The organism is Streptomyces sp. NPDC008086 (assembly GCF_042957325.1).
GTDB lineage: Bacteria > Actinomycetota > Actinomycetes > Streptomycetales > Streptomycetaceae > Streptomyces.
In genome coordinates, this window is record NZ_JBIBIA010000005.1 from 150569 (window position 1) to 166781 (window position 16213).

Below are 16213 nucleotides of genomic sequence, written 5' to 3' on the forward strand. Positions count from 1 at the left end.
TCACTTCGATGTGTGGGTATTGCCACACCGTGGGCCGTCGACCCTGCGACTAGTGTCTGTGCACTGCCTACAAAAGCCCGGAGGAGCCATGGCGTTCGGCTGGATCGACGAGCAGGCGGAGCTGCGCCGCCGCGCCGGACTCGTACGGACCCTGCGCCCGCGCCCCGCCGAGTCGCCGCTCCTCGATCTCGCGAGCAACGACTACCTTGGTCTGGCCCGCCATCCCGAGGTCACCGAGAGCGCGGCGCGGGCCGCGCGGACGTGGGGCGGCGGCGCGACCGGGTCCCGGCTCGTCACGGGCACGACTCAGCTGCACGCCGAGCTGGAGCGCGAGCTGGCCGACTTCTGCGGCTTCGAGGCGGCCCTGGTCTTCTCGTCCGGCTACGCGGCCAACCTCGCCGCGGTCACCGCGCTGGCGCCGCACGGCTCGCTGATCGTCTCGGACGCGGGCAACCACGCCTCGCTGATCGACGGCTGCCGGCTGGCGCGCGGCACGACACAGGTCGTGGGGCACTGCGACCCGGACGCCGTGCGCAAGGCACTCCAGACGCATGACGGCCCCGCCGTCGTGGTGTCCGACACCGTCTTCTCGGTCGACGGCGACGCCGCCCCGCTGGCCCGGTTCGCCGAGGCGTGCCGGGAGCACGGCGCCGGGCTGGTCGTGGACGACGCCCACGGGCTCGGCGTGCTGGGCGACGGCGGCCGCGGCGCCCCGCACGCCACGGGACTCGCGGGCGCCGACGACGTCGTCGTCACGGTCACGCTGTCCAAGTCGTTCGGCAGCCAGGGCGGCGCCGTGCTCGGCCCCGCCCGGGTCATCGACCACCTGGTCAACGCGGCCCGGACGTTCATCTTCGACACGGGCCTCGCCCCCGCTGCGGCGGGCGCGGCCCTGGCGGCACTGAGGTTGCTGCGCCGCGAGCCGGAGCGCGCGGCGCGGGCCCGCACGGTGGCGGGCCAACTGCACACCCGCCTGACGGCCGCGGGTCTGGAAGCCGTACGTCCGGACGCCGCGGTCGTCTCCGTGCGCGCGCCGTCCCCCGAAGAGGCCGTGCTCTGGGCGGCCGACTGCCGTGCGGCGGGCCTCGCCGTGGGCTGCTTCCGTCCTCCCTCCGTTCCCGACGGCATCTCACGGCTGAGGCTGACCGCCCGCGCGGACCTCTCCGAGGGGCAGATCGAACGCGCTGTGCGAGTGATCGGCGAGACACGACCATGAGTCGGCGTGACAGGGCCCTGCCGTCGCTCAGTCGGAACTGATCAAAGTGGGATCGATCAAAAGGAGATCGATCTGAATCGGTCGGAGTTGATCGGTTCGGTCAGGACTGGAACGCGGTCGTGAAGCCCGTCCAGCTCTCGGGGGAGAAGAGCAGCGCGGGCCCGGCCGGGTCCTTGGAGTCGCGCACGGCGAGCAGCCCGGTCCACGGGCCGGAGTGCTGCCGCGCCGTCTCGACGCAGTTGTTCGCTCCGGTGCTGTAGCTGCTGCGCAGCCAGCGCGCACCGGGCAGATCGGTACTTGAAGTCACGTTCCGAGGCAGTGCGGTCATGGTGCCTCCTTACGCGCCGCCAGCCAGCGCGGCGATGTAATCCAACGATTCCTCGGGCGAAAGGGCGTGGATCCGAAGGGTGTTGAAGGCCTCCGTGTAGGCCTGGAGGTCTTCTTTCCGTTCGAGATAGAGGCTACTCGTCAAGTGGTCGAGAACAACCACATCCAGATCAGAAGTGCGCGAAAATGAGAAGATAACGAAAGGCCCGGTGATGCCGACATGCTCACCGGCCGCGAACGGCAGCACCTGCAACCGGACTTGGGGCAACCGCGCCGCCTCCACCAGCCGCCTCAACTGCCGCGCCATGACCTGCGGTCCGCCGATCTCCCGGCGCAGCACCGCCTCGTCGAGCACCGCGCTCAGCTCCAGCGGCGGATCCGCGCGCAGCACGTCCTGCCTGGCCAGACGGACCGCGACCAGCGCCTCCAGACGGTCGTCGGCGTCCTCGTCGAGCCCACCCACCGCGGCCCGGGTCACCGCCCGCGCGTACTCCGGTGTCTGCAACAGCCCGGGCACCACGGACGTCTCCAGCGTGCGCATCGCGCTCGCCTGGGACTCCAGACTGATGAAGTCGCGGTACGTCGGCGGCAGTACTCCGCGGTACGCGTGCCACCAGTGATGACGTCCGCCACCCTCGTCGGAGCCCGCCAGCACCAGCAGCAACTCCCTCAGCCTGGCGTCCTGTACGCCATAGGCGTCGAGCAGTAACCGCACATCGGCCGGTTTCACCCCGCTGGCGCCGGTCTCGATCCGGCTCACCTTGGACTGGTGCCAGCCCACCGACCGGGCCGCCTCACCACTGGTGAGCCCCGCCCCGGTGCGCAACGCACGCAGTTCCGCGCCCAGTTTCCGGCGGCGCACCGCGGGACCGTGCTGCATGGGCAACTCCTTACTCCAACCGAGCCGCCCAAATACGCTCTGCCGTCGCAGAGTTCACCGCTTCGAGCGACAGATATATGCATATCTTGGTGGATCGCCACTCCTGACGGGCGCGGTAATGGCACTCTGGCGACGAAGCACCAGTCCGGGACCGTACTCGAACCCTCCGCTCCGTGTCGGACTGCGGTCCCGTGGGAAAGGGACGACGTCGCCATGGCAGATCATCTGGAAGCATCCGTCACTCTGCCGAGCGATCCCGCCTCGGTCTCCGCGGCCCGGGCCTACGTGGTCACCACTCTCGCCGAGTGGGGACTGCCACCGGACACGGAGGTGGCCGACACCATCCGTCTGATCGTCTCCGAGCTCACCACCAACGCCGTACAGCACACCCTCGGCCAGTCACCCACCTTCACGGTGGACCTCGCCCTCGACCGTGACGAACACCTGCGCATCGGCGTCACCGACAGCCATCCGCGCTTCCCCAAGCGGCTGCCGGCCGCCGTCCAGCAGGACAACGGCCGCGGCATGGTCATCATCCGCTGGCTGACCGCGGAGTGCGGCGGCAAGCTCAGAGTGCGACCGACGCGGGAGGGCGGGAAGACGGTCTCCATCGAACTGCCGTGGGCTGTGCCGGTGCCTGCGGCGCCTGAGTCGTAGCGCCCGCCCCGGCTGGATGCCGCGAACGGCCGTCTGGCGTCTTGCGGTCCGACGTGGCTGGTCACGCAGTTCCCCGCGCCCCTCAGGGTTGGGGCTGTTGGGCTCGGTTGAAAGTGGCCCTCAGCATCGCTCGGAAAGCGTCCGCCGCGGGTGACGTCGCTTCCCCGCGATACGCGACCGAGATCGTACGACGCAACCCTCCGCCCTCCAGCGCCCGCACCCCGACCGGAGTGACCGATGTCCGCGCCACCATCTCCGGTACCACCGCCACCCCGAGCCCCGCGCTGGCCAGGGCGCACACCAGGAGGTACCCCGGCGTCGGGACCAGCACCGACGGTGTGGCCCCGGCTCTGGTCAGGGCCACCTCCACACCTCGCCGGGCGGGGGCGTCGGGCGCCATGCTGATCAGTGGCTGGCCGGCGAGGTCGGCCAGCGGTAGCCGTGCGGCGCCACTGGTGAGGACGTGGCCCGGAGCGGACACCAGGACAAGCTCCTCGACGAGGATCGGCTCGACGCCGACCGAGGCGGGCAGCGGGATCGGCTCCCCCGGCTCGTAGGCGTGGGTCAGCGCCAGGTCGACCTCGCCGGCCGCCACCGCCGCGACACCGGCCGAGGGCTCGTAGTCGGCGACCGTCAGCTCGACGTCCGGATGGGCGCGGCGAAACGCGCTGAGAGCCGGTGGCAGCAGGTGGATGCCGGCGGTCTGGAAGGTGCCGAGCCGGAGCGTGCCGCCGGTCAGGCCGGTCAGCCCGGCCAGTTCATGTCGCGCCCGCTCCAGCTCGTCGAGCACCCGCCGCGCCCGGACCACCAGCAGCTCGCCCGCACCCGTCAGGCGGGCCCCGCGGTGATGCCGTACCAGAAGGGCGGTGCCCGCCTCGCGCTCCAGCTTGGCCAGCTGCTGCGACAGCGCGGGTGTGGTGTAGCCGAGCCGCTCGGCGGCCCGGGTGATCGAACCCGCTTCGGCGACCGCCACCAGGGCGGCGAGACGGGTCGGGTCGTACACGGCAGCCCCTGGGGTTAAGTGATGCTTTAGGCCTTCCCAGGATATTCGAAATACCTGTTGAAGGCCCCCGCCAGGCACGCTGGGCGCATGGACGCTCAGCTCATCGCCTTCACCGGGATCTCCGCCGGCCTGGTCGCCATGCCCGGGGCCGACTTCACCGTCGTCGTACGCAACGCCCTCGTCTCCCGTCGGGCCGGCATCGCCTGCGCGCTCGGGATCGGGGCCGGGCTGCTGGTCCATGTGACGCTGGCGGTGGTGGGCGTCGCCGCGGTGCTGGCCGCCATGCCGGCGCTGTTCCGCGCGCTCCAGGTGGTCGGCGGCGTCTATGTGCTGTATCTCGGCGTCCAGACGCTGCGGCAACGGCGCGCCGACGTCATGGAGGAGCGCGAGGACTCCACCGGGCGGCCCCTGCGCCAGGGCTTCGTGACCAACGCCCTGAACCCGAAGGCGTCCCTGACCTTCCTCAGCGTGCTGCCCCAGTTCGTGCCCGCGGGCGCCCCGGCACTGCCCCGGACCCTGCTGCTCGCGCTCATCGTGCTCGCGATCGCCCTGGTCTGGTTCCAGGTGGTCGCCCTGCTCGTGGACCGGCTCGGCAGATGGCTGCGCCGCCCGCGCGCCGCCCGGGCCGTCACGACCGTCACCGGCGCCGCGCTGACGGCCTTCGGCGGGGCCCTGCTGGCCGGGCCGCTGCTGGCCCTGTGAGGCGGCCCTGAGGGCGGTGACGGCGTATCAGGTCGCCGTCACCGCCCCCGGGCAGGTCACTTGACCCGGCCGTACCAGACGCTCCTGGTCCAGATCTTCTGCAGCCTCACCACGTCCCCGCTCTTCGGGGAGTGCCAGATCTTCCCCTTCCCGGCGTAGATGCCGACGTGGTAGACGTACGACCCCGAGTGGAAGAACACCAGGTCTCCGGCCTTGCGGTTCTGGGCGGAGATGTGGCGGGTCTTGTTGTACTGCTGGGCCGCCGTGCGGGGCAGCTTCTTGCCCGCCTTCTTGAACGAGTACAGCGTCAGCCCGGAGCAGTCGAAACGGTTCGGCCCGGTGGCGCCCCACTTGTACGGGGAGCCCTTCTTGGAGGCCGCGACCTGGAGTGCCTTCGTCGCCGGCGTGGCCGCTTCGGCCTCGGGGGCGAAGCCGGGTGCCACTATCGAGCCGCCCACTGCGGCGATGGTGAGAGCCGAGGCCGTTCCGGCCCGGGCCATGAGCGACGGGACACGATTGAGCGCAGTCATGCGCAACCCTTCGTCAGCCGCCTGTGAAGGATGACCTGTCGGATTCGGGCTGGCGAAGTTGCCCGGCCGCGTTGCCGCGGCTTCACCCCAAGGGTTGCTCGGATCGAACGAACGTCCGCTCCGGCGACCCGTCTTGCTCGGGTCCTCCACTCCTGCCGATCCACTCCTGTCGACCGGTCATCCGGGCGGCGGCAGGACTCGGCGTCCGCCCGGACCGCCCCGCCGCTGTGGCGGGGGCTTGTCGTCAGACAGGGATCTTGGCGCACGGTTGAACGAAAATCCCAACGGAACCGGGGATTTGTGGTGTTACTCACCACTCACCCGTTCGGGTGGACACCCCCGTGTTCGAGGCGGTGTCCAAGTGCCCAACGAGCCCCGGACCAGGGACGGAACAGTGGATTCGGTCTCGTGCTCATGCCCGCTGTGCAACCTTGACGGGCGCGTAACTGGAGGGATGGCTAAGCCGGAAGGGGGTACGTCGTTTGGTGCGTTTCAGCTCCGTTCCGGACGCCTCGGCCGTGGGTCGAGACGTCCGGAACCGATCTGTACACGTCGTCAACTGTCGGAGCGCGGCGGCACCGTGACACGAGCCGTGCGGCGCTCTCCGTCCAGCACGCGCAACGCACGCGCCAGCGTGGGAGCGTGCAGCTCCGTCTCGCCCCGCCGGTGCATCAGCGCCAGCGCGTCCCGGAGCTCGGCCGCCCTGCTCACGAGCGCCTGGGCGGCGCGCAGTCCGCTGTAGGTGTCGCCGTGCCGGCCCGGGTTGATCCGGCCGAGCAGGTCCACGACGTCGAGGTAACGGTCGATCAACTCGCCCTCCGCGCGGGTCAGCGCGGGCAGCGGCGGCAGCTCGGGTGGCAGCACCGGCCGATCACCGCCCCGTGGGCGGCGCGAGGGTGGCCTTGCGACTGGGGATGATCGCGTCCACCAGCCCGTACTCCAGTGCCTCCTGGGCGTTCAGGATCTTGTCCCGCTCGATGTCCTCGCCCACCTGCTCGCGGCTGCGTCCGGTGTGCAGGGCGAGCATCTCCTCCAGACGGGTCCGAACGCGCGTCAGTTCGTCGGCCTGGATGGCCAGATCGCTGGCCTGGCCCTCGACCGGCTCGGGCAGCCCCGGCTGATGGATCACCACCCGGGCGCCCGGCAGCGCGAATCGCCTGCCCGGTGTGCCGGCGGACAGGAGCACCGCGGCGGCCGAGCCGGCCTGACCCAGGCAGATCGTCTCCACGTCGCAGGTGACATACCGCATGGTGTCGTAGATCGCCGTCATGGCGCTGAAGGATCCGCCCGGCGAATTGATGTACAGCGAGATGCCCCGGTCGGGGTCCCGGTGCTCCAGGTACATGAACTGGGCCATCACGTCGTTCGCCGAGATGTCGTCGACCTGTGTGCCGAGGAAGACGATCCGCTCCTCCAGCAGCTTCGAGTAGGGGTCCTGCGTCCTGGTGCCGGTGCTGGTGCGCTCCGTGAACTCGGGCAGCACATGGCGGGCGGTCGGTCGGGTCATGGCTCACGCTCCCTTGGCGAGGTGCCTGTAAAAAATGTACAGGACGTACATGACGTAATGTGGGGAGCATGTCCTACGAGATTCCGGTGACGCAAGCCAGGGCTGAGCTCGCCGATCTGATCAATCGCGTGGTGTACGGCGGTGAACGCGTCGTCGTGACGCGGCACGGAAAGCCCCTCGTCGCCCTTGTCTCCGCCGCTGACCTGGAGCGACTCGAGAAGCTCGGGGAGCCGGCGGACCTCGCCGAGGAGCCCGTCGTCAGCGCGGTCTCCAGCGTCCGCGAGGTCGCTTCCGCTCCCCGCGAACGGCAGCGCTTCGGCATCGCCGCCGAGCACCGGAGGTCGACCCCCTCGTAGCGCCCGCGGTTCGGGCCCCTGAAGCAGAGAACCGTGCACCCCCGTCCGCTACAGCGGGGGTGCACGGTCGCTTCGGTGTGCCGGTCCGTCAGCCGACGGTGGCCGGCTCCCGCTCGGCCGTGGGTTCGGTGAGCGTCGTACGCGCCTTCCTCAGGGCGTGGCCCAGCATCACGGCCCCCAGGCCGAGCGCGGCCCACCAGGCGAGCGTCAGGGCGGGGCCGGTCGCCGCGGCGCCGTCGAAGAAGGACACCGAGCGCAGCAGGGTCGTGCCCGCGCCCGGCGGCAGCCACTGGCCGACCGCGCCGACCGGCGCGGGCAGCATCTGCGGCGCCGAGGCGGCTCCGGAGAAGGGGTTGCCGACCAGCATCACGACCGCGGCCATGATCCCGACGCCGGCAGGCCCGACGAGGGCGGCGAGACCGGCGACGGCCGCGCTCACGGCCAGTGTGGTCAGCGCGAACACGCCCGCCTCCGCCCACCAGTCACCGCCGAGCACGCCCAGCCAGCTGTGCGCGAGCGCGGTCGCGATCACGCCGATCAGGGCGGCGGCACCGACCAGCGCGCTCACGGCCCGGACGCCCCGCAGCCCGAGCAGGGTCACCGCCGCGCCGGCCGCCATACCGGCCAGAGCCAGCGGCAGGACGCTCGCGGTGAGGGCGGCGCCGCGCGGGTCCGACGCTGGCGCGGGAACGACGTCGACCGTGCTGACCTCCGTGCCCTCGGCGGCGGCCTGCTGTGCCACGGCCTGCTGGAGCAGCTGGGCGACGGCCGGGCTCGCGGCCGACGCGGTCAGCAGCTTCGGGCCCTGCGGGGTGACGACGACCGCGCCGTATACGGTCCGGTCCTCGACGGCCTCCCGGGCGGCGGCCTCGTCGGCGTAGCGGTGGATCTCGAACGCGCCCTGGTGCCCGGCGAGTTGCCGCTCCACCTGGGCCGTGGCGGCGGTCGGCCCGGCCACGGCGAGCGGCAGGTCGCGGGGAGCGGTGCGGGCGGCCGGCCAGGCGAAGGCCCACAGGGCGAGCGCGGCGAGGACGGGGACCAGGACGACGACGGCGACCAGGTGCCGATGCGAGGCGGCGGGCCTGGGCGGCGTAGCGGAGGGGGTGGACATGAGGGCTCCCGGGTCGGATCTGAAACCGGTCCGATTTAAAAAGAAGGATCGTTCGTTTTTCTAGTGGGTCCACCGTGCTCCCGGCGGTCGGCGCTTGTCAAGAAGGAATGTTCGTTTTACGTTTCGGTCATGGCACGCGTATCCCAGGAGCACCTCGACGCCCGCCGCCGCCAGATCCTCGACGGCGCCGCCCGGCTCTTCGCCCGCAACGGCTTTCACGCCACGTCCATGCAGGACGTGCTCAAGGAGGTCGACCTCTCGGCCGGAGCGGTCTACCGCTACTTCAGCGGTAAGGACGAGCTGATCGCCGCGATCGTCAAAGAGGTGCTCGGTGAGATCCGCGCCGGCTTCGCCGACGTCACCCGGCAGAGCCCGCCGCCCCCGCCGGACCAGGCGGTCGGCCTGGTCATGGGCCGGACGCTGCGCGTCTGGTCGTCCCTGAACGCCGAGGGGGAGCCGCTCTTCCCGCGGCTGATCGTGCAGGTGTGGTCGGAGACCGTGCGCAACGAGGAACTCGCGGCCGTGCTGACCGACGTGTACACCGAGCTGCGCGAGAGCTGGGTGCGGGCCGTCGAGACCTACCAGGACGCCGGGATGATGCGGTCGGACATCCCCGCCGACCATGTCGCGCGCACCATGATCGCCACGGTCCAGGGATTCGTCGCCCAGCAGGCCCTGTTCGGGGCGGCGCCGGTGGAGGTCCTCCAGGACGGGCTGCGGGCCCTGATGAGCATGCCGGCCGACGCCTGAGAGGTCACAGCTCGGTTAACGTGCCCGAAACGCGGTCCAACTAGCCTGCCCATCCACGCCACCAGGCAGTTTGCCCCGTGGCCGCGGCAACCCGGGCCCCGCACGGTCCGGAGCGAGGACTGTGAGGTGGGACGTGCAACTGACCCCGCACGAGCAAGAGAGGCTGCTCATCCATGTGGCGGCCGACGTGGCCGAGAAGCGCCGGGCCCGCGGCCTGAAGCTGAACCACCCGGAGGCGGTCGCCCTCATCACGTCGCACATCCTCGAGGGCGCCCGGGACGGCCGGACCGTCGCCGAGCTCATGTCCTCCGGACGCAAGCTGCTCACCAGGGACGACGTCATGGAGGGCATCCCCGAGATGATCCACGACGTCCAGGTCGAGGCGACCTTCCCGGACGGCACCAAGCTCGTCACCGTCCACGACCCGATCGTCTGACGGGGGCCTCGATGATTCCCGGAGAGATCCTCTTCGCCGACGGCCCGATCGCCTACAACGAGGGCCGTGACGTCACCCGCCTCACCGTCCTCAACGCCGCCGACCGGCCCGTCCAGGTCGGCTCCCACTACCACTTCGCCGAGGCCAACCCCGGCCTGGAGTTCGACCGCACGGCCGCCCGCGGCAAGCGGCTCAACGTCGCCGCCGGCACCGCCGTGCGCTTCGAGCCCGGGATCCCCGTCGACGTCGAACTCGTCCCGCTGACCGGCGCCCGTGTGGTGCCCGGACTGCGCGGCGAGACCGGAGGTGCCCTCGATGCCTGAGATCTCCCGCGCCGCGTACGCCGACCTGTTCGGGCCGACGACCGGTGACCGTATCCGGCTCGCCGACACCGATCTGCTGGTCGAGATCGAGGAGGATCGTTCCGGCGGTCCCGGACTCGCCGGGGACGAGGCCGTGTTCGGCGGCGGCAAGGTCATCCGCGAGTCCATGGGCCAGTCCCGGGCCACGCGCGCCGAAGGCACCCCCGACACGGTGATCACCGGCGTCGTGATCATCGACCACTGGGGCATCGTCAAGGCCGACGTCGGCATCCGCGACGGCCGGATCACCGGCATCGGCAAGGCCGGCAACCCCGACACCATGGACGGCGTCCACCCCGACCTCGTCATCGGCCCCGAGACCGAGATCATCGCCGGCAACGGGCGGATCCTGACGGCCGGCGCCATAGACGCGCACGTCCACTTCATCTGCCCGCAGATCGCCGACGAGGCACTGTCCTCCGGCATCACCACCCTCGTCGGCGGCGGCACCGGACCCGCCGAGGGCTCCAAGGCCACCACCGTCACCCCCGGCCCGTGGCACCTGGCCCGGATGCTGGAGGCGATGGAGCAGTACCCGCTCAACATCGGCTTCCTCGGCAAGGGCAACACCGTCTCCCACGAGGCGATGCTCTCGCAGATCCGAGGGGGCGCGCTCGGGCTGAAGCTGCACGAGGACTGGGGCTCCACGCCCGCCGTCATCGACGCCTCGCTGACCGTCGCCGACCAGACCGGCATCCAGGTCGCCATCCACACGGACACCCTGAACGAGGCGGGCTTCGTCGGCGACACGCTGGCGGCCATCGCCGGACGCGGCATCCACGCGTACCACACCGAGGGCGCCGGCGGCGGGCACGCGCCCGACATCATGACCGTCGTCTCCGAGGCGCACGTGCTGCCCAGCTCGACCAACCCGACACGGCCGTTCACCGTCAACACCGCCGAGGAACACCTCGACATGCTGATGGTGTGCCACCACCTGAACGCCGCCGTGCCCGAGGACCTCGCCTTCGCCGAGTCGCGGATCCGGCCGTCGACGATCGGCGCCGAGGACGTCCTGCACGACCTGGGCGCCATCTCGATCATCTCGTCGGACGCGCAGGCCATGGGCCGGGTGGGCGAGGTCGTCATGCGGACCTGGCAGACCGCGCACGTGATGAAGCGTCGACGGGGTGCGCTGCCCGGCGACGGGCGGGCCGACAACCTGCGGGTGCGGCGGTACGTGGCCAAGTACACGATCAACCCGGCGCTCGCGCAGGGACTGGCCCGCGAGATCGGCTCCGTGGAGACCGGCAAGCTCGCCGACCTGGTGCTGTGGGAGCCGGCGTTCTTCGGTGTCAAGCCTCACCTCGTCATCAAGGGCGGGCAGATCGCGTACGCGCAGATGGGCGACGCCAACGCCTCGATCCCGACGCCGCAGCCGATTCTGCCGCGGCCGATGTACGGGGCGATCGGGCGGGCGCCCGCCGCCAACTCGTTCAACTTCGTGGCGCCGCTCGCCATCGAGGACGGGCTCCCCGAGCGGCTCCAGCTCGGCAAGCGGTTCGTGGCCATCGAGTCGACGCGTGGGGTCACTAAGGCCGACATGCGGCAGAACGACGCGCGGCCCGAGGTGAGGGTCGATCCCGACAGCTTCGCCGTGCACGTCGACGGGGAACTGGTGGAGGCCACGCCTGCCGCCGAACTGCCCATGGCGCAGCGGTACTTCCTGTTCTGAGGGGCGTTGAGATGAGTTCGGTGGCTGGGTTCTGATGTCGCGGACAGCACTTCTGGTTCTCGCCGACGGCCGCTTTCCCGCCGGGGGGCACGCGCACTCCGGCGGGGCGGAGGAGGCCGTCAGGGCGGGGCGGATCACGGGGGCCGCGAGCCTGGAGGAGTTCTGCCGGGGGCGGTTGCACACGGCGGGGCTGGTCGCGGCCTCGATCGCCGCGGCGGCCGCGGTCGGGGTGGACGCGGTGGCGCTGGACGCGGCGGCCGATGCCCGGACGCCGTCGCCCGCGTTGCGGGTGGCCGCGCGGAAGCTGGGGCGGCAGTTGACGCGAGCCGCTCGGGCGACGTGGCCGTCCGGTGAGCTGGACGATCTCGCCCGGCGGTTTCCGAAGGGGGCGCATCAGCCGGTGGTGCTGGGGATCGCCGCGCGGGCGGCGGGGTTGGGGGCGGTCGAGGCGGCTTACTGCGCGGCTTACGAGAGTGTGAGTGGGCCGGCGAGTGCGACGGTGCGGTTGCTGTCTCTTGATCCGTTCGACGCCACGGGGGTGTTGGCGCGGCTGGCGCCGGCGGTGGACCTGGTCGTGGACCGGGCGGTGGAGGCGGGGCGGCGGGTCGTCGGGGGCGGGGTCGACGAGTTGCCCGCGGCTTCCGCTCCGCTGTTGGAGGTCGGGGCGGAGGTGCATGCCGCTTGGGCCGTGCGGTTGTTCGCCTCGTAGGGGTTCGCCACCCGCCGCCCCTACCCGTCCCCTCCCTGAAGGGGCTTCGCCCCTTCGCCCCCCGCTGAGGGCTGCGCCCCCGGACCCCGCTGTCGGCCCTTCGGGCCTCGTCCGCAAACGCCGGACGGGCTGGGGGCCTCCAGCCACCGACAGACTCAAAGACCATTGGAGCCGCTTCCATGCATCTCGACCACGCTCACACCCACGACGGTCCCTCCGCCGTCAGCGCCGACGCGCACCGTCCCGACGGAACGCGCCGGGCGCTGCGCATCGGCCTGGGCGGGCCCGTCGGGTCCGGTAAGACGGCCACCGTCGCCGCGCTGTGCCGGACACTGCGCGACGAGCTCTCCCTCGCCGTCGTCACGAACGACATCTACACGCGGGAGGATGCCGAGTTCCTGCTGCGGGAGGCCGTGCTGCCGCCCGAGCGGATCACGGCCGTGGAGACGGGGGCCTGTCCGCACACGGCGATCCGGGACGACATCTCCGCGAACCTCGAGGCCGTCGAGGACCTGGAGGACGCGATCGGCCCCCTCGACCTCATCCTCGTCGAGTCCGGCGGGGACAACCTCACCGCCACCTTCTCCAAGGGGCTCGTGGACGCGCAGATCTTCGTGATCGACGTCGCCGGTGGGGACGACATCCCCCGCAAGGGGGGACCTGGCGTCACCACCGCCGATCTGCTCGTCGTCAACAAGACCGACCTCGCGCCCTACGTCGGTTCCGACCTGGCCCGGATGGCGGCCGACGCCAAGGCGCAGCGGGCCGAGCTGCCGGTCGTCTTCCAGTCGCTGCGGAGCGAGCCCGGCGTGCAGGACGTCGCCGACTGGGTGCGGGCGCGACTCGCGGCGTGGACGGCGTGAGCGTGACCGGTGGGGTCCGGGCCGTCGCGCGGATCGTCGCCCGGGAGGACGGGCGGGGTGGTACGTCGCTGCCCGTGCTGGACAGCGACGGGCCGCTCGCGCTGAGACGGACGCGGGCGAGCGGCGCCGAGGCGCGCGTCGTGGTCGTCGGCGCGATGAGCGGGCCCCTCGGCGGTGACCACTTCACGGTGGAGGCCGACGTGGAGCCCGGTGCCCGACTGCGCGTCGGGTCGGCGGCGGCCACGATCGCCCTGCCGGGCCAGAGCAAGGGTGAGGCGCGGTACGACGTACGGCTGTCGGTGGCCGACGGGGCCGAACTGCACTGGCTGCCCGAGCAGTTGATCTCCGCCCGGGGCAGTGACCTGTACGTCACGACCCACGCCGACGTGGGCGCGGGCGGCCGGCTCGTGCTGCGAGAGGAGCAGGTGCTCGGGCGGGTCGGTGAGGAGCCGGGTCGGCTCACCAGCCGGCTCCGGGTGCGGGTGGCCGATCGTGTCGTCCTGGACCAGGAGCTGGCCTGCGGTCCCGGAGCGCCGGGCGGCTGGGACGGGCCCGCGGGGCTCGGTGGACACGGCGCCGTGGGTCAACTCCTCGTCGTACGGCCTGAGTTCGAAGGAACTCCGGTGGCGGCCCGGGTGCTGGGGGACCACGCCGCCGTGATGCCCCTCGCCGGGCCCGCCGCACTGGTGACCGCGGTCGCGCCGGACGCCCTGCGGCTGCGCCGGCTGCTCGACGAGGCGCTGGCGTCCCTCGACCCCGTCAACTGATCGGCAGCCGCGGGAACTTGCGTTCCTTCTCCACCTTGGCCGCGGCCTCCTCGGCCTTGGCGACGGCCGCGTACTGGTCGACGTACTCCTGCTCGGACAGGGACAGGATGGCGTACATGATCTCGTCGGTGACGGCGCGCAGGATCGCCTTCTCGTTCTCCATGCCGGCGTAGCGGGAGAAGTCGAGGGGCTTGCCGAAGCGGATGGTGACCGGGTGGAGGTTGGGGATGACCTTGCCCGGCGGTTGCGCCTCGAAGGTGCCGATCATCGCGCAGGGGATGACCGGAACCCCGGCCTTGAGGGCCATCACCGCGACGCCGACCTTGCCCTTGTAGAGGCGGCCGTCGTGCGAGCGGGTGCCCTCCGGGTAGATGCCGAGGAGCTCGTCCTTGCTCAGCACGCCGAGGCCCTCACGGATCGCGGCCTGGCCCGCCTCCTTGCCTGTGCGGTCGACGGGGATCTGGCCGGCGCTGCGGAAGAAGGCGGCGGTCAGGCGGCCCTTGAGGCCGGGGCCGGTGAAGTACTCCTTCTTCGCCAGGAAGGTGATGCGCCGCTTGAGCATCGCCGGCATCAGGAAGTGGTCCGAGAACGACAGGTGGTTGCCGGCGACGATGGCCGCGCCCGTCGCCGGTACGTGCTCCAGGCCTTCTATTCGGGGCCGGAAGACCAGTCTCAGCAGAGGTCCCAACAACACGTATTTCAGTACGTAGTAGAACAAGGGGGTCGCTCCTCACTCCGGCGGGTTCAGCTCCAGCCGCCGTGTTCTGGCAGGTCAACCAGCGTGCCGTGGGGCTGCCAGTGTAGGCGCAGGCGGGACAGGCCGGAACTGGGTCGGGTCGGACGTGTGCCGCCCGTGCGGTTTCCTGACTGGGGGTCAGGAGTGCTGTGGGCGGGATGGTTCGCGGGTGGGGAGGGGCCGCCGGACCAGCCTGGTGTCCGGGGTTGGTGCGCGGCAACCCGGTGGTGCGGTTTGGCGTGATCGTGATCGCCCGGTGGCAGGGCGGCCGCCCTTGCGGGGAATCCTCGTCTCTGCTCGTTCGCCATGGCCCCGTCACAGCCGCACGATGATCAGGGCCGTGTCGTCCGTCGCGCCGCCCGGAGGCAGCAGCTCCAGCAGGACGGCGTCGGCGAGGGGCTCGGGATCGGACGTGCGATGGCGGACCAGGGAGTCGGCCAGGCGGCTCAGCCCCGTGTCGATGTCCTCGCGGCGGCGTTCGATCAGGCCGTCGGTGTAGAGCGCGAGCGTGGCACCGTGGGTGTACGTGGTGACGGCCTGCGGTCTCGGGATCGGGTCGGGGCGCGCGTCCAGCGGGGTGTCGGTGGCCTGGTCGAGGAACTCCACGCCCCCGTCGGGGTGGACGAGGACGGGCGGCGGGTGGCCCGCGCTGCTGTAGGCGATCGTGCGGGCGTCGAAGTCGATGAACGTCGTGACCACGGTGGCCGACTCGGCGCCGTCGACGACATGGGCGTACCGCCCCAGCACGTCCAGCGCCTGCGCCGGGCCGTCGGCGACGCGGGAGGTGGCGCTGAGCGCGCTGCGCAGCTGGCCCATCACGCCGGCCGCCTCCAGGCCGTGCCCGACCACGTCGCCCACGGACACGCCGATGCGGTTGCCGCCCACCAGGTCGATCAGGTCGTACCAGTCGCCGCACACGTTCAGCGCGCCGACCGCGGGCCGATAGCGCACGGCGGCCCGGTGGTTGTGCACCTGCCTGCGGGCGGGCAGCATCGCCTCCTGGAGGGCGAGGGCCACCTCGCGCTCCCGGGCGTGCGCCTGCCGCAGCCGGTCGTTGAGCTCCTGGAGCTCGCGGGCACGGGTGTACAGCTCGGCCTCCAGGACCCGCGCCCGGCTGTCACCACCCGCGCCGCCCCGCAGGCGGATGAGCTCGGTGACCTCCTCGACCCGGTGCAGGACGAACGTGACCCGTCCGCCGGGGCCGAGGACCGGCGCGTTGATCGGGCTCCAGTAGCGCTCCTCCCAGTGGCCCGGGCGCTCGGGATCCTCCACGTCGTAGCGCTGGAGCGCCATCGTGTCGCGCTCGCCGGTGGCCACCACGCGCAGCATGGACGCCCGGAGGTCGCGCATTCCGGTGGCGGCGGGGTCGTTGGGGTTGTCGGGGAAGACGTCGAAGATGTACCGGCCCACCAGCTCGGCGCGGCTGCGGCCGGACAGGCGCTGGAAGTCCTCGTTCGCGTCGACGTAGACCAGCTCCGGGGTCAGCAGCGCCACCATCCCGGGCAGGCCCTGGAACACCGCCTCGTAGTCGATCGCCTTCTCGTCCATGGCTCCCGCTCCCGCCTCACCACCGGGATCCGACCAGTTTCCCACGCTGTACGATGTATGTACCGATCTACTACATCT

General features: G+C 71.5%; 20 protein-coding genes and 1 riboswitch. Of the genes, 11 read left to right on the forward strand and 9 right to left on the reverse strand.

Going from position 1 to position 16213, the window contains the following annotated elements:
• Nucleotides 1-88: 88 nt before the first annotated feature.
• Complete coding sequence (locus ACFZBP_RS18580; RefSeq protein WP_391414322.1) at nucleotides 89-1216, forward strand: aminotransferase class I/II-fold pyridoxal phosphate-dependent enzyme; 1128 nt, start codon at nucleotides 89-91, stop codon at nucleotides 1214-1216.
• Between the two features lie 100 nt (nucleotides 1217-1316).
• Here ACFZBP_RS18580 and ACFZBP_RS18585 read toward each other — a convergent pair whose 3' ends face one another.
• Together ACFZBP_RS18585 and ACFZBP_RS18590 are read right to left on the reverse strand one after the other, a co-directional pair.
• Complete coding sequence (locus ACFZBP_RS18585) at nucleotides 1317-1544, reverse strand: DUF397 domain-containing protein (RefSeq protein WP_391414324.1); 228 nt, start codon at nucleotides 1542-1544, stop codon at nucleotides 1317-1319.
• A 9-nt stretch (nucleotides 1545-1553) separates the two neighbouring features.
• Complete coding sequence (locus ACFZBP_RS18590; RefSeq protein ID WP_383453713.1) at nucleotides 1554-2423, reverse strand: helix-turn-helix domain-containing protein; 870 nt, start codon at nucleotides 2421-2423, stop codon at nucleotides 1554-1556.
• A 213-nt stretch (nucleotides 2424-2636) separates the two neighbouring features.
• On the opposite strand from ACFZBP_RS18590, the gene ACFZBP_RS18595 reads away from it, so the two are divergent.
• A complete protein-coding gene (locus ACFZBP_RS18595) occupies nucleotides 2637-3080 on the forward strand; it encodes an ATP-binding protein (RefSeq protein ID WP_391414326.1) in 444 nt (147 codons plus the stop codon).
• Between the two features lie 82 nt (nucleotides 3081-3162).
• Here the strand turns inward: ACFZBP_RS18595 and ACFZBP_RS18600 are convergent, their stop codons facing one another.
• Nucleotides 3163-4083 (reverse strand): LysR family transcriptional regulator, encoded by a 921-nt coding sequence (locus ACFZBP_RS18600; protein WP_383453717.1) that lies wholly within the window; start codon nucleotides 4081-4083, stop codon nucleotides 3163-3165.
• 87 nt (nucleotides 4084-4170) lie between these two features.
• On the opposite strand from ACFZBP_RS18600, the gene ACFZBP_RS18605 reads away from it, so the two are divergent.
• Nucleotides 4171-4785 carry a LysE family translocator gene (locus ACFZBP_RS18605; RefSeq protein WP_383453719.1) on the forward strand — a complete coding sequence of 205 codons (615 nt, stop codon included), beginning with the start codon at nucleotides 4171-4173 and terminating at the stop codon, nucleotides 4783-4785.
• Between the two features lie 56 nt (nucleotides 4786-4841).
• On the opposite strand, the gene ACFZBP_RS18610 is transcribed toward ACFZBP_RS18605, so the two are convergent.
• The 3 genes from ACFZBP_RS18610 to ACFZBP_RS18620 all read right to left on the reverse strand — a co-directional run bounded on the left by ACFZBP_RS18610 (nucleotide 4842) and on the right by ACFZBP_RS18620 (nucleotide 6822).
• Nucleotides 4842-5315 (reverse strand): NlpC/P60 family protein, encoded by a 474-nt coding sequence (locus ACFZBP_RS18610; RefSeq protein ID WP_391414331.1) that lies wholly within the window; start codon nucleotides 5313-5315, stop codon nucleotides 4842-4844.
• A gap of 3 nt (nucleotides 5316-5318) precedes the next feature.
• Nucleotides 5319-5529: riboswitch (cyclic di-AMP (ydaO/yuaA leader) on the reverse strand.
• 341 nt (nucleotides 5530-5870) lie between these two features.
• Complete coding sequence (locus ACFZBP_RS18615; protein WP_391414333.1) at nucleotides 5871-6179, reverse strand: hypothetical protein; 309 nt, start codon at nucleotides 6177-6179, stop codon at nucleotides 5871-5873.
• A 7-nt stretch (nucleotides 6180-6186) separates the two neighbouring features.
• Nucleotides 6187-6822 (reverse strand): ATP-dependent Clp protease proteolytic subunit, encoded by a 636-nt coding sequence (locus tag ACFZBP_RS18620; protein ID WP_383453725.1) that lies wholly within the window; start codon nucleotides 6820-6822, stop codon nucleotides 6187-6189.
• A gap of 68 nt (nucleotides 6823-6890) precedes the next feature.
• Here ACFZBP_RS18620 and ACFZBP_RS18625 point away from each other — a divergent pair, with 68 nt between their 5' ends.
• Entirely contained in the window at nucleotides 6891-7178 is a 288-nt protein-coding gene (locus tag ACFZBP_RS18625) for a type II toxin-antitoxin system Phd/YefM family antitoxin (protein WP_383453727.1), read from the forward strand.
• Between the two features lie 88 nt (nucleotides 7179-7266).
• On the opposite strand, the gene ACFZBP_RS18630 is transcribed toward ACFZBP_RS18625, so the two are convergent.
• A complete protein-coding gene (locus tag ACFZBP_RS18630; RefSeq protein ID WP_391414336.1) occupies nucleotides 7267-8289 on the reverse strand; it encodes an ABC transporter permease in 1023 nt (340 codons plus the stop codon).
• A gap of 129 nt (nucleotides 8290-8418) precedes the next feature.
• On the opposite strand from ACFZBP_RS18630, the gene ACFZBP_RS18635 reads away from it, so the two are divergent.
• The 7 genes from ACFZBP_RS18635 to ACFZBP_RS18665 all read left to right on the forward strand — a co-directional run bounded on the left by ACFZBP_RS18635 (nucleotide 8419) and on the right by ACFZBP_RS18665 (nucleotide 13851).
• Entirely contained in the window at nucleotides 8419-9039 is a 621-nt protein-coding gene (locus ACFZBP_RS18635; RefSeq protein WP_391414338.1) for a TetR family transcriptional regulator, read from the forward strand.
• Nucleotides 9040-9172: 133 nt separating this feature from the next.
• A complete protein-coding gene (locus ACFZBP_RS18640) occupies nucleotides 9173-9475 on the forward strand; it encodes an urease subunit gamma (protein ID WP_010988499.1) in 303 nt (100 codons plus the stop codon).
• An 11-nt stretch (nucleotides 9476-9486) separates the two neighbouring features.
• Entirely contained in the window at nucleotides 9487-9798 is a 312-nt protein-coding gene (locus ACFZBP_RS18645; RefSeq protein ID WP_383453733.1) for an urease subunit beta, read from the forward strand.
• The gene (locus tag ACFZBP_RS18650; RefSeq protein ID WP_391414341.1) at nucleotides 9791-11512 is read left to right on the forward strand and encodes an urease subunit alpha; all 1722 of its coding nucleotides are present in this window, start codon (nucleotides 9791-9793) and stop codon (nucleotides 11510-11512) included. Before ACFZBP_RS18645 ends, ACFZBP_RS18650 begins: the two co-directional genes overlap by 8 nt.
• Before the next feature lie 34 nt (nucleotides 11513-11546).
• The gene (locus ACFZBP_RS18655) at nucleotides 11547-12221 is read left to right on the forward strand and encodes an urease accessory UreF family protein (protein WP_391414343.1); all 675 of its coding nucleotides are present in this window, start codon (nucleotides 11547-11549) and stop codon (nucleotides 12219-12221) included.
• A gap of 179 nt (nucleotides 12222-12400) precedes the next feature.
• Entirely contained in the window at nucleotides 12401-13084 is a 684-nt protein-coding gene (gene ureG, locus ACFZBP_RS18660) for an urease accessory protein UreG (protein WP_391414345.1), read from the forward strand.
• Nucleotides 13072-13851 (forward strand): urease accessory protein UreD, encoded by a 780-nt coding sequence (locus ACFZBP_RS18665; RefSeq protein ID WP_391414347.1) that lies wholly within the window; start codon nucleotides 13072-13074, stop codon nucleotides 13849-13851. The genes ureG and ACFZBP_RS18665 overlap by 13 nt, the downstream gene beginning before the upstream one ends.
• Here the strand turns inward: ACFZBP_RS18665 and ACFZBP_RS18670 are convergent.
• Together ACFZBP_RS18670 and ACFZBP_RS18675 are read right to left on the reverse strand one after the other, a co-directional pair.
• Entirely contained in the window at nucleotides 13844-14569 is a 726-nt protein-coding gene (locus ACFZBP_RS18670) for a lysophospholipid acyltransferase family protein (protein WP_383453743.1), read from the reverse strand. The genes ACFZBP_RS18665 and ACFZBP_RS18670 overlap by 8 nt on opposite strands.
• 333 nt (nucleotides 14570-14902) lie before the next feature.
• Complete coding sequence (locus ACFZBP_RS18675; RefSeq protein WP_391414349.1) at nucleotides 14903-16135, reverse strand: SpoIIE family protein phosphatase; 1233 nt, start codon at nucleotides 16133-16135, stop codon at nucleotides 14903-14905.
• Between the last annotated feature and the right edge of the window lie 78 nt (nucleotides 16136-16213).

What these genes read in the sequence shown, in the direction of transcription:
- ACFZBP_RS18635 (WP_391414338.1), top strand. Translation starts at nt 8,419, where the DNA reads ATGGCACGCGTATCCCAGGAGCACCTCGACGCCCGCCGCCGCCAGATC.
- ACFZBP_RS18620 (WP_383453725.1), bottom strand. Translation starts at nt 6,822, where the DNA reads ATGACCCGACCGACCGCCCGCCATGTGCTGCCCGAGTTCACGGAGCGC.
- ACFZBP_RS18625 (WP_383453727.1), top strand. Translation starts at nt 6,891, where the DNA reads ATGTCCTACGAGATTCCGGTGACGCAAGCCAGGGCTGAGCTCGCCGAT.
- ACFZBP_RS18675 (WP_391414349.1), bottom strand. Translation starts at nt 16,135, where the DNA reads ATGGACGAGAAGGCGATCGACTACGAGGCGGTGTTCCAGGGCCTGCCC.
- ACFZBP_RS18655 (WP_391414343.1), top strand. Translation starts at nt 11,547, where the DNA reads ATGTCGCGGACAGCACTTCTGGTTCTCGCCGACGGCCGCTTTCCCGCC.
- ACFZBP_RS18585 (WP_391414324.1), bottom strand. Translation starts at nt 1,544, where the DNA reads ATGACCGCACTGCCTCGGAACGTGACTTCAAGTACCGATCTGCCCGGT.
- ACFZBP_RS18605 (WP_383453719.1), top strand. Translation starts at nt 4,171, where the DNA reads ATGGACGCTCAGCTCATCGCCTTCACCGGGATCTCCGCCGGCCTGGTC.
- ACFZBP_RS18630 (WP_391414336.1), bottom strand. Translation starts at nt 8,289, where the DNA reads ATGTCCACCCCCTCCGCTACGCCGCCCAGGCCCGCCGCCTCGCATCGG.
- ureG (WP_391414345.1), top strand. Translation starts at nt 12,401, where the DNA reads ATGCATCTCGACCACGCTCACACCCACGACGGTCCCTCCGCCGTCAGC.
- ACFZBP_RS18590 (WP_383453713.1), bottom strand. Translation starts at nt 2,423, where the DNA reads ATGCAGCACGGTCCCGCGGTGCGCCGCCGGAAACTGGGCGCGGAACTG.
- ACFZBP_RS18610 (WP_391414331.1), bottom strand. Translation starts at nt 5,315, where the DNA reads ATGACTGCGCTCAATCGTGTCCCGTCGCTCATGGCCCGGGCCGGAACG.
- ACFZBP_RS18595 (WP_391414326.1), top strand. Translation starts at nt 2,637, where the DNA reads ATGGCAGATCATCTGGAAGCATCCGTCACTCTGCCGAGCGATCCCGCC.
- ACFZBP_RS18580 (WP_391414322.1), top strand. Translation starts at nt 89, where the DNA reads ATGGCGTTCGGCTGGATCGACGAGCAGGCGGAGCTGCGCCGCCGCGCC.
- ACFZBP_RS18645 (WP_383453733.1), top strand. Translation starts at nt 9,487, where the DNA reads ATGATTCCCGGAGAGATCCTCTTCGCCGACGGCCCGATCGCCTACAAC.
- ACFZBP_RS18650 (WP_391414341.1), top strand. Translation starts at nt 9,791, where the DNA reads ATGCCTGAGATCTCCCGCGCCGCGTACGCCGACCTGTTCGGGCCGACG.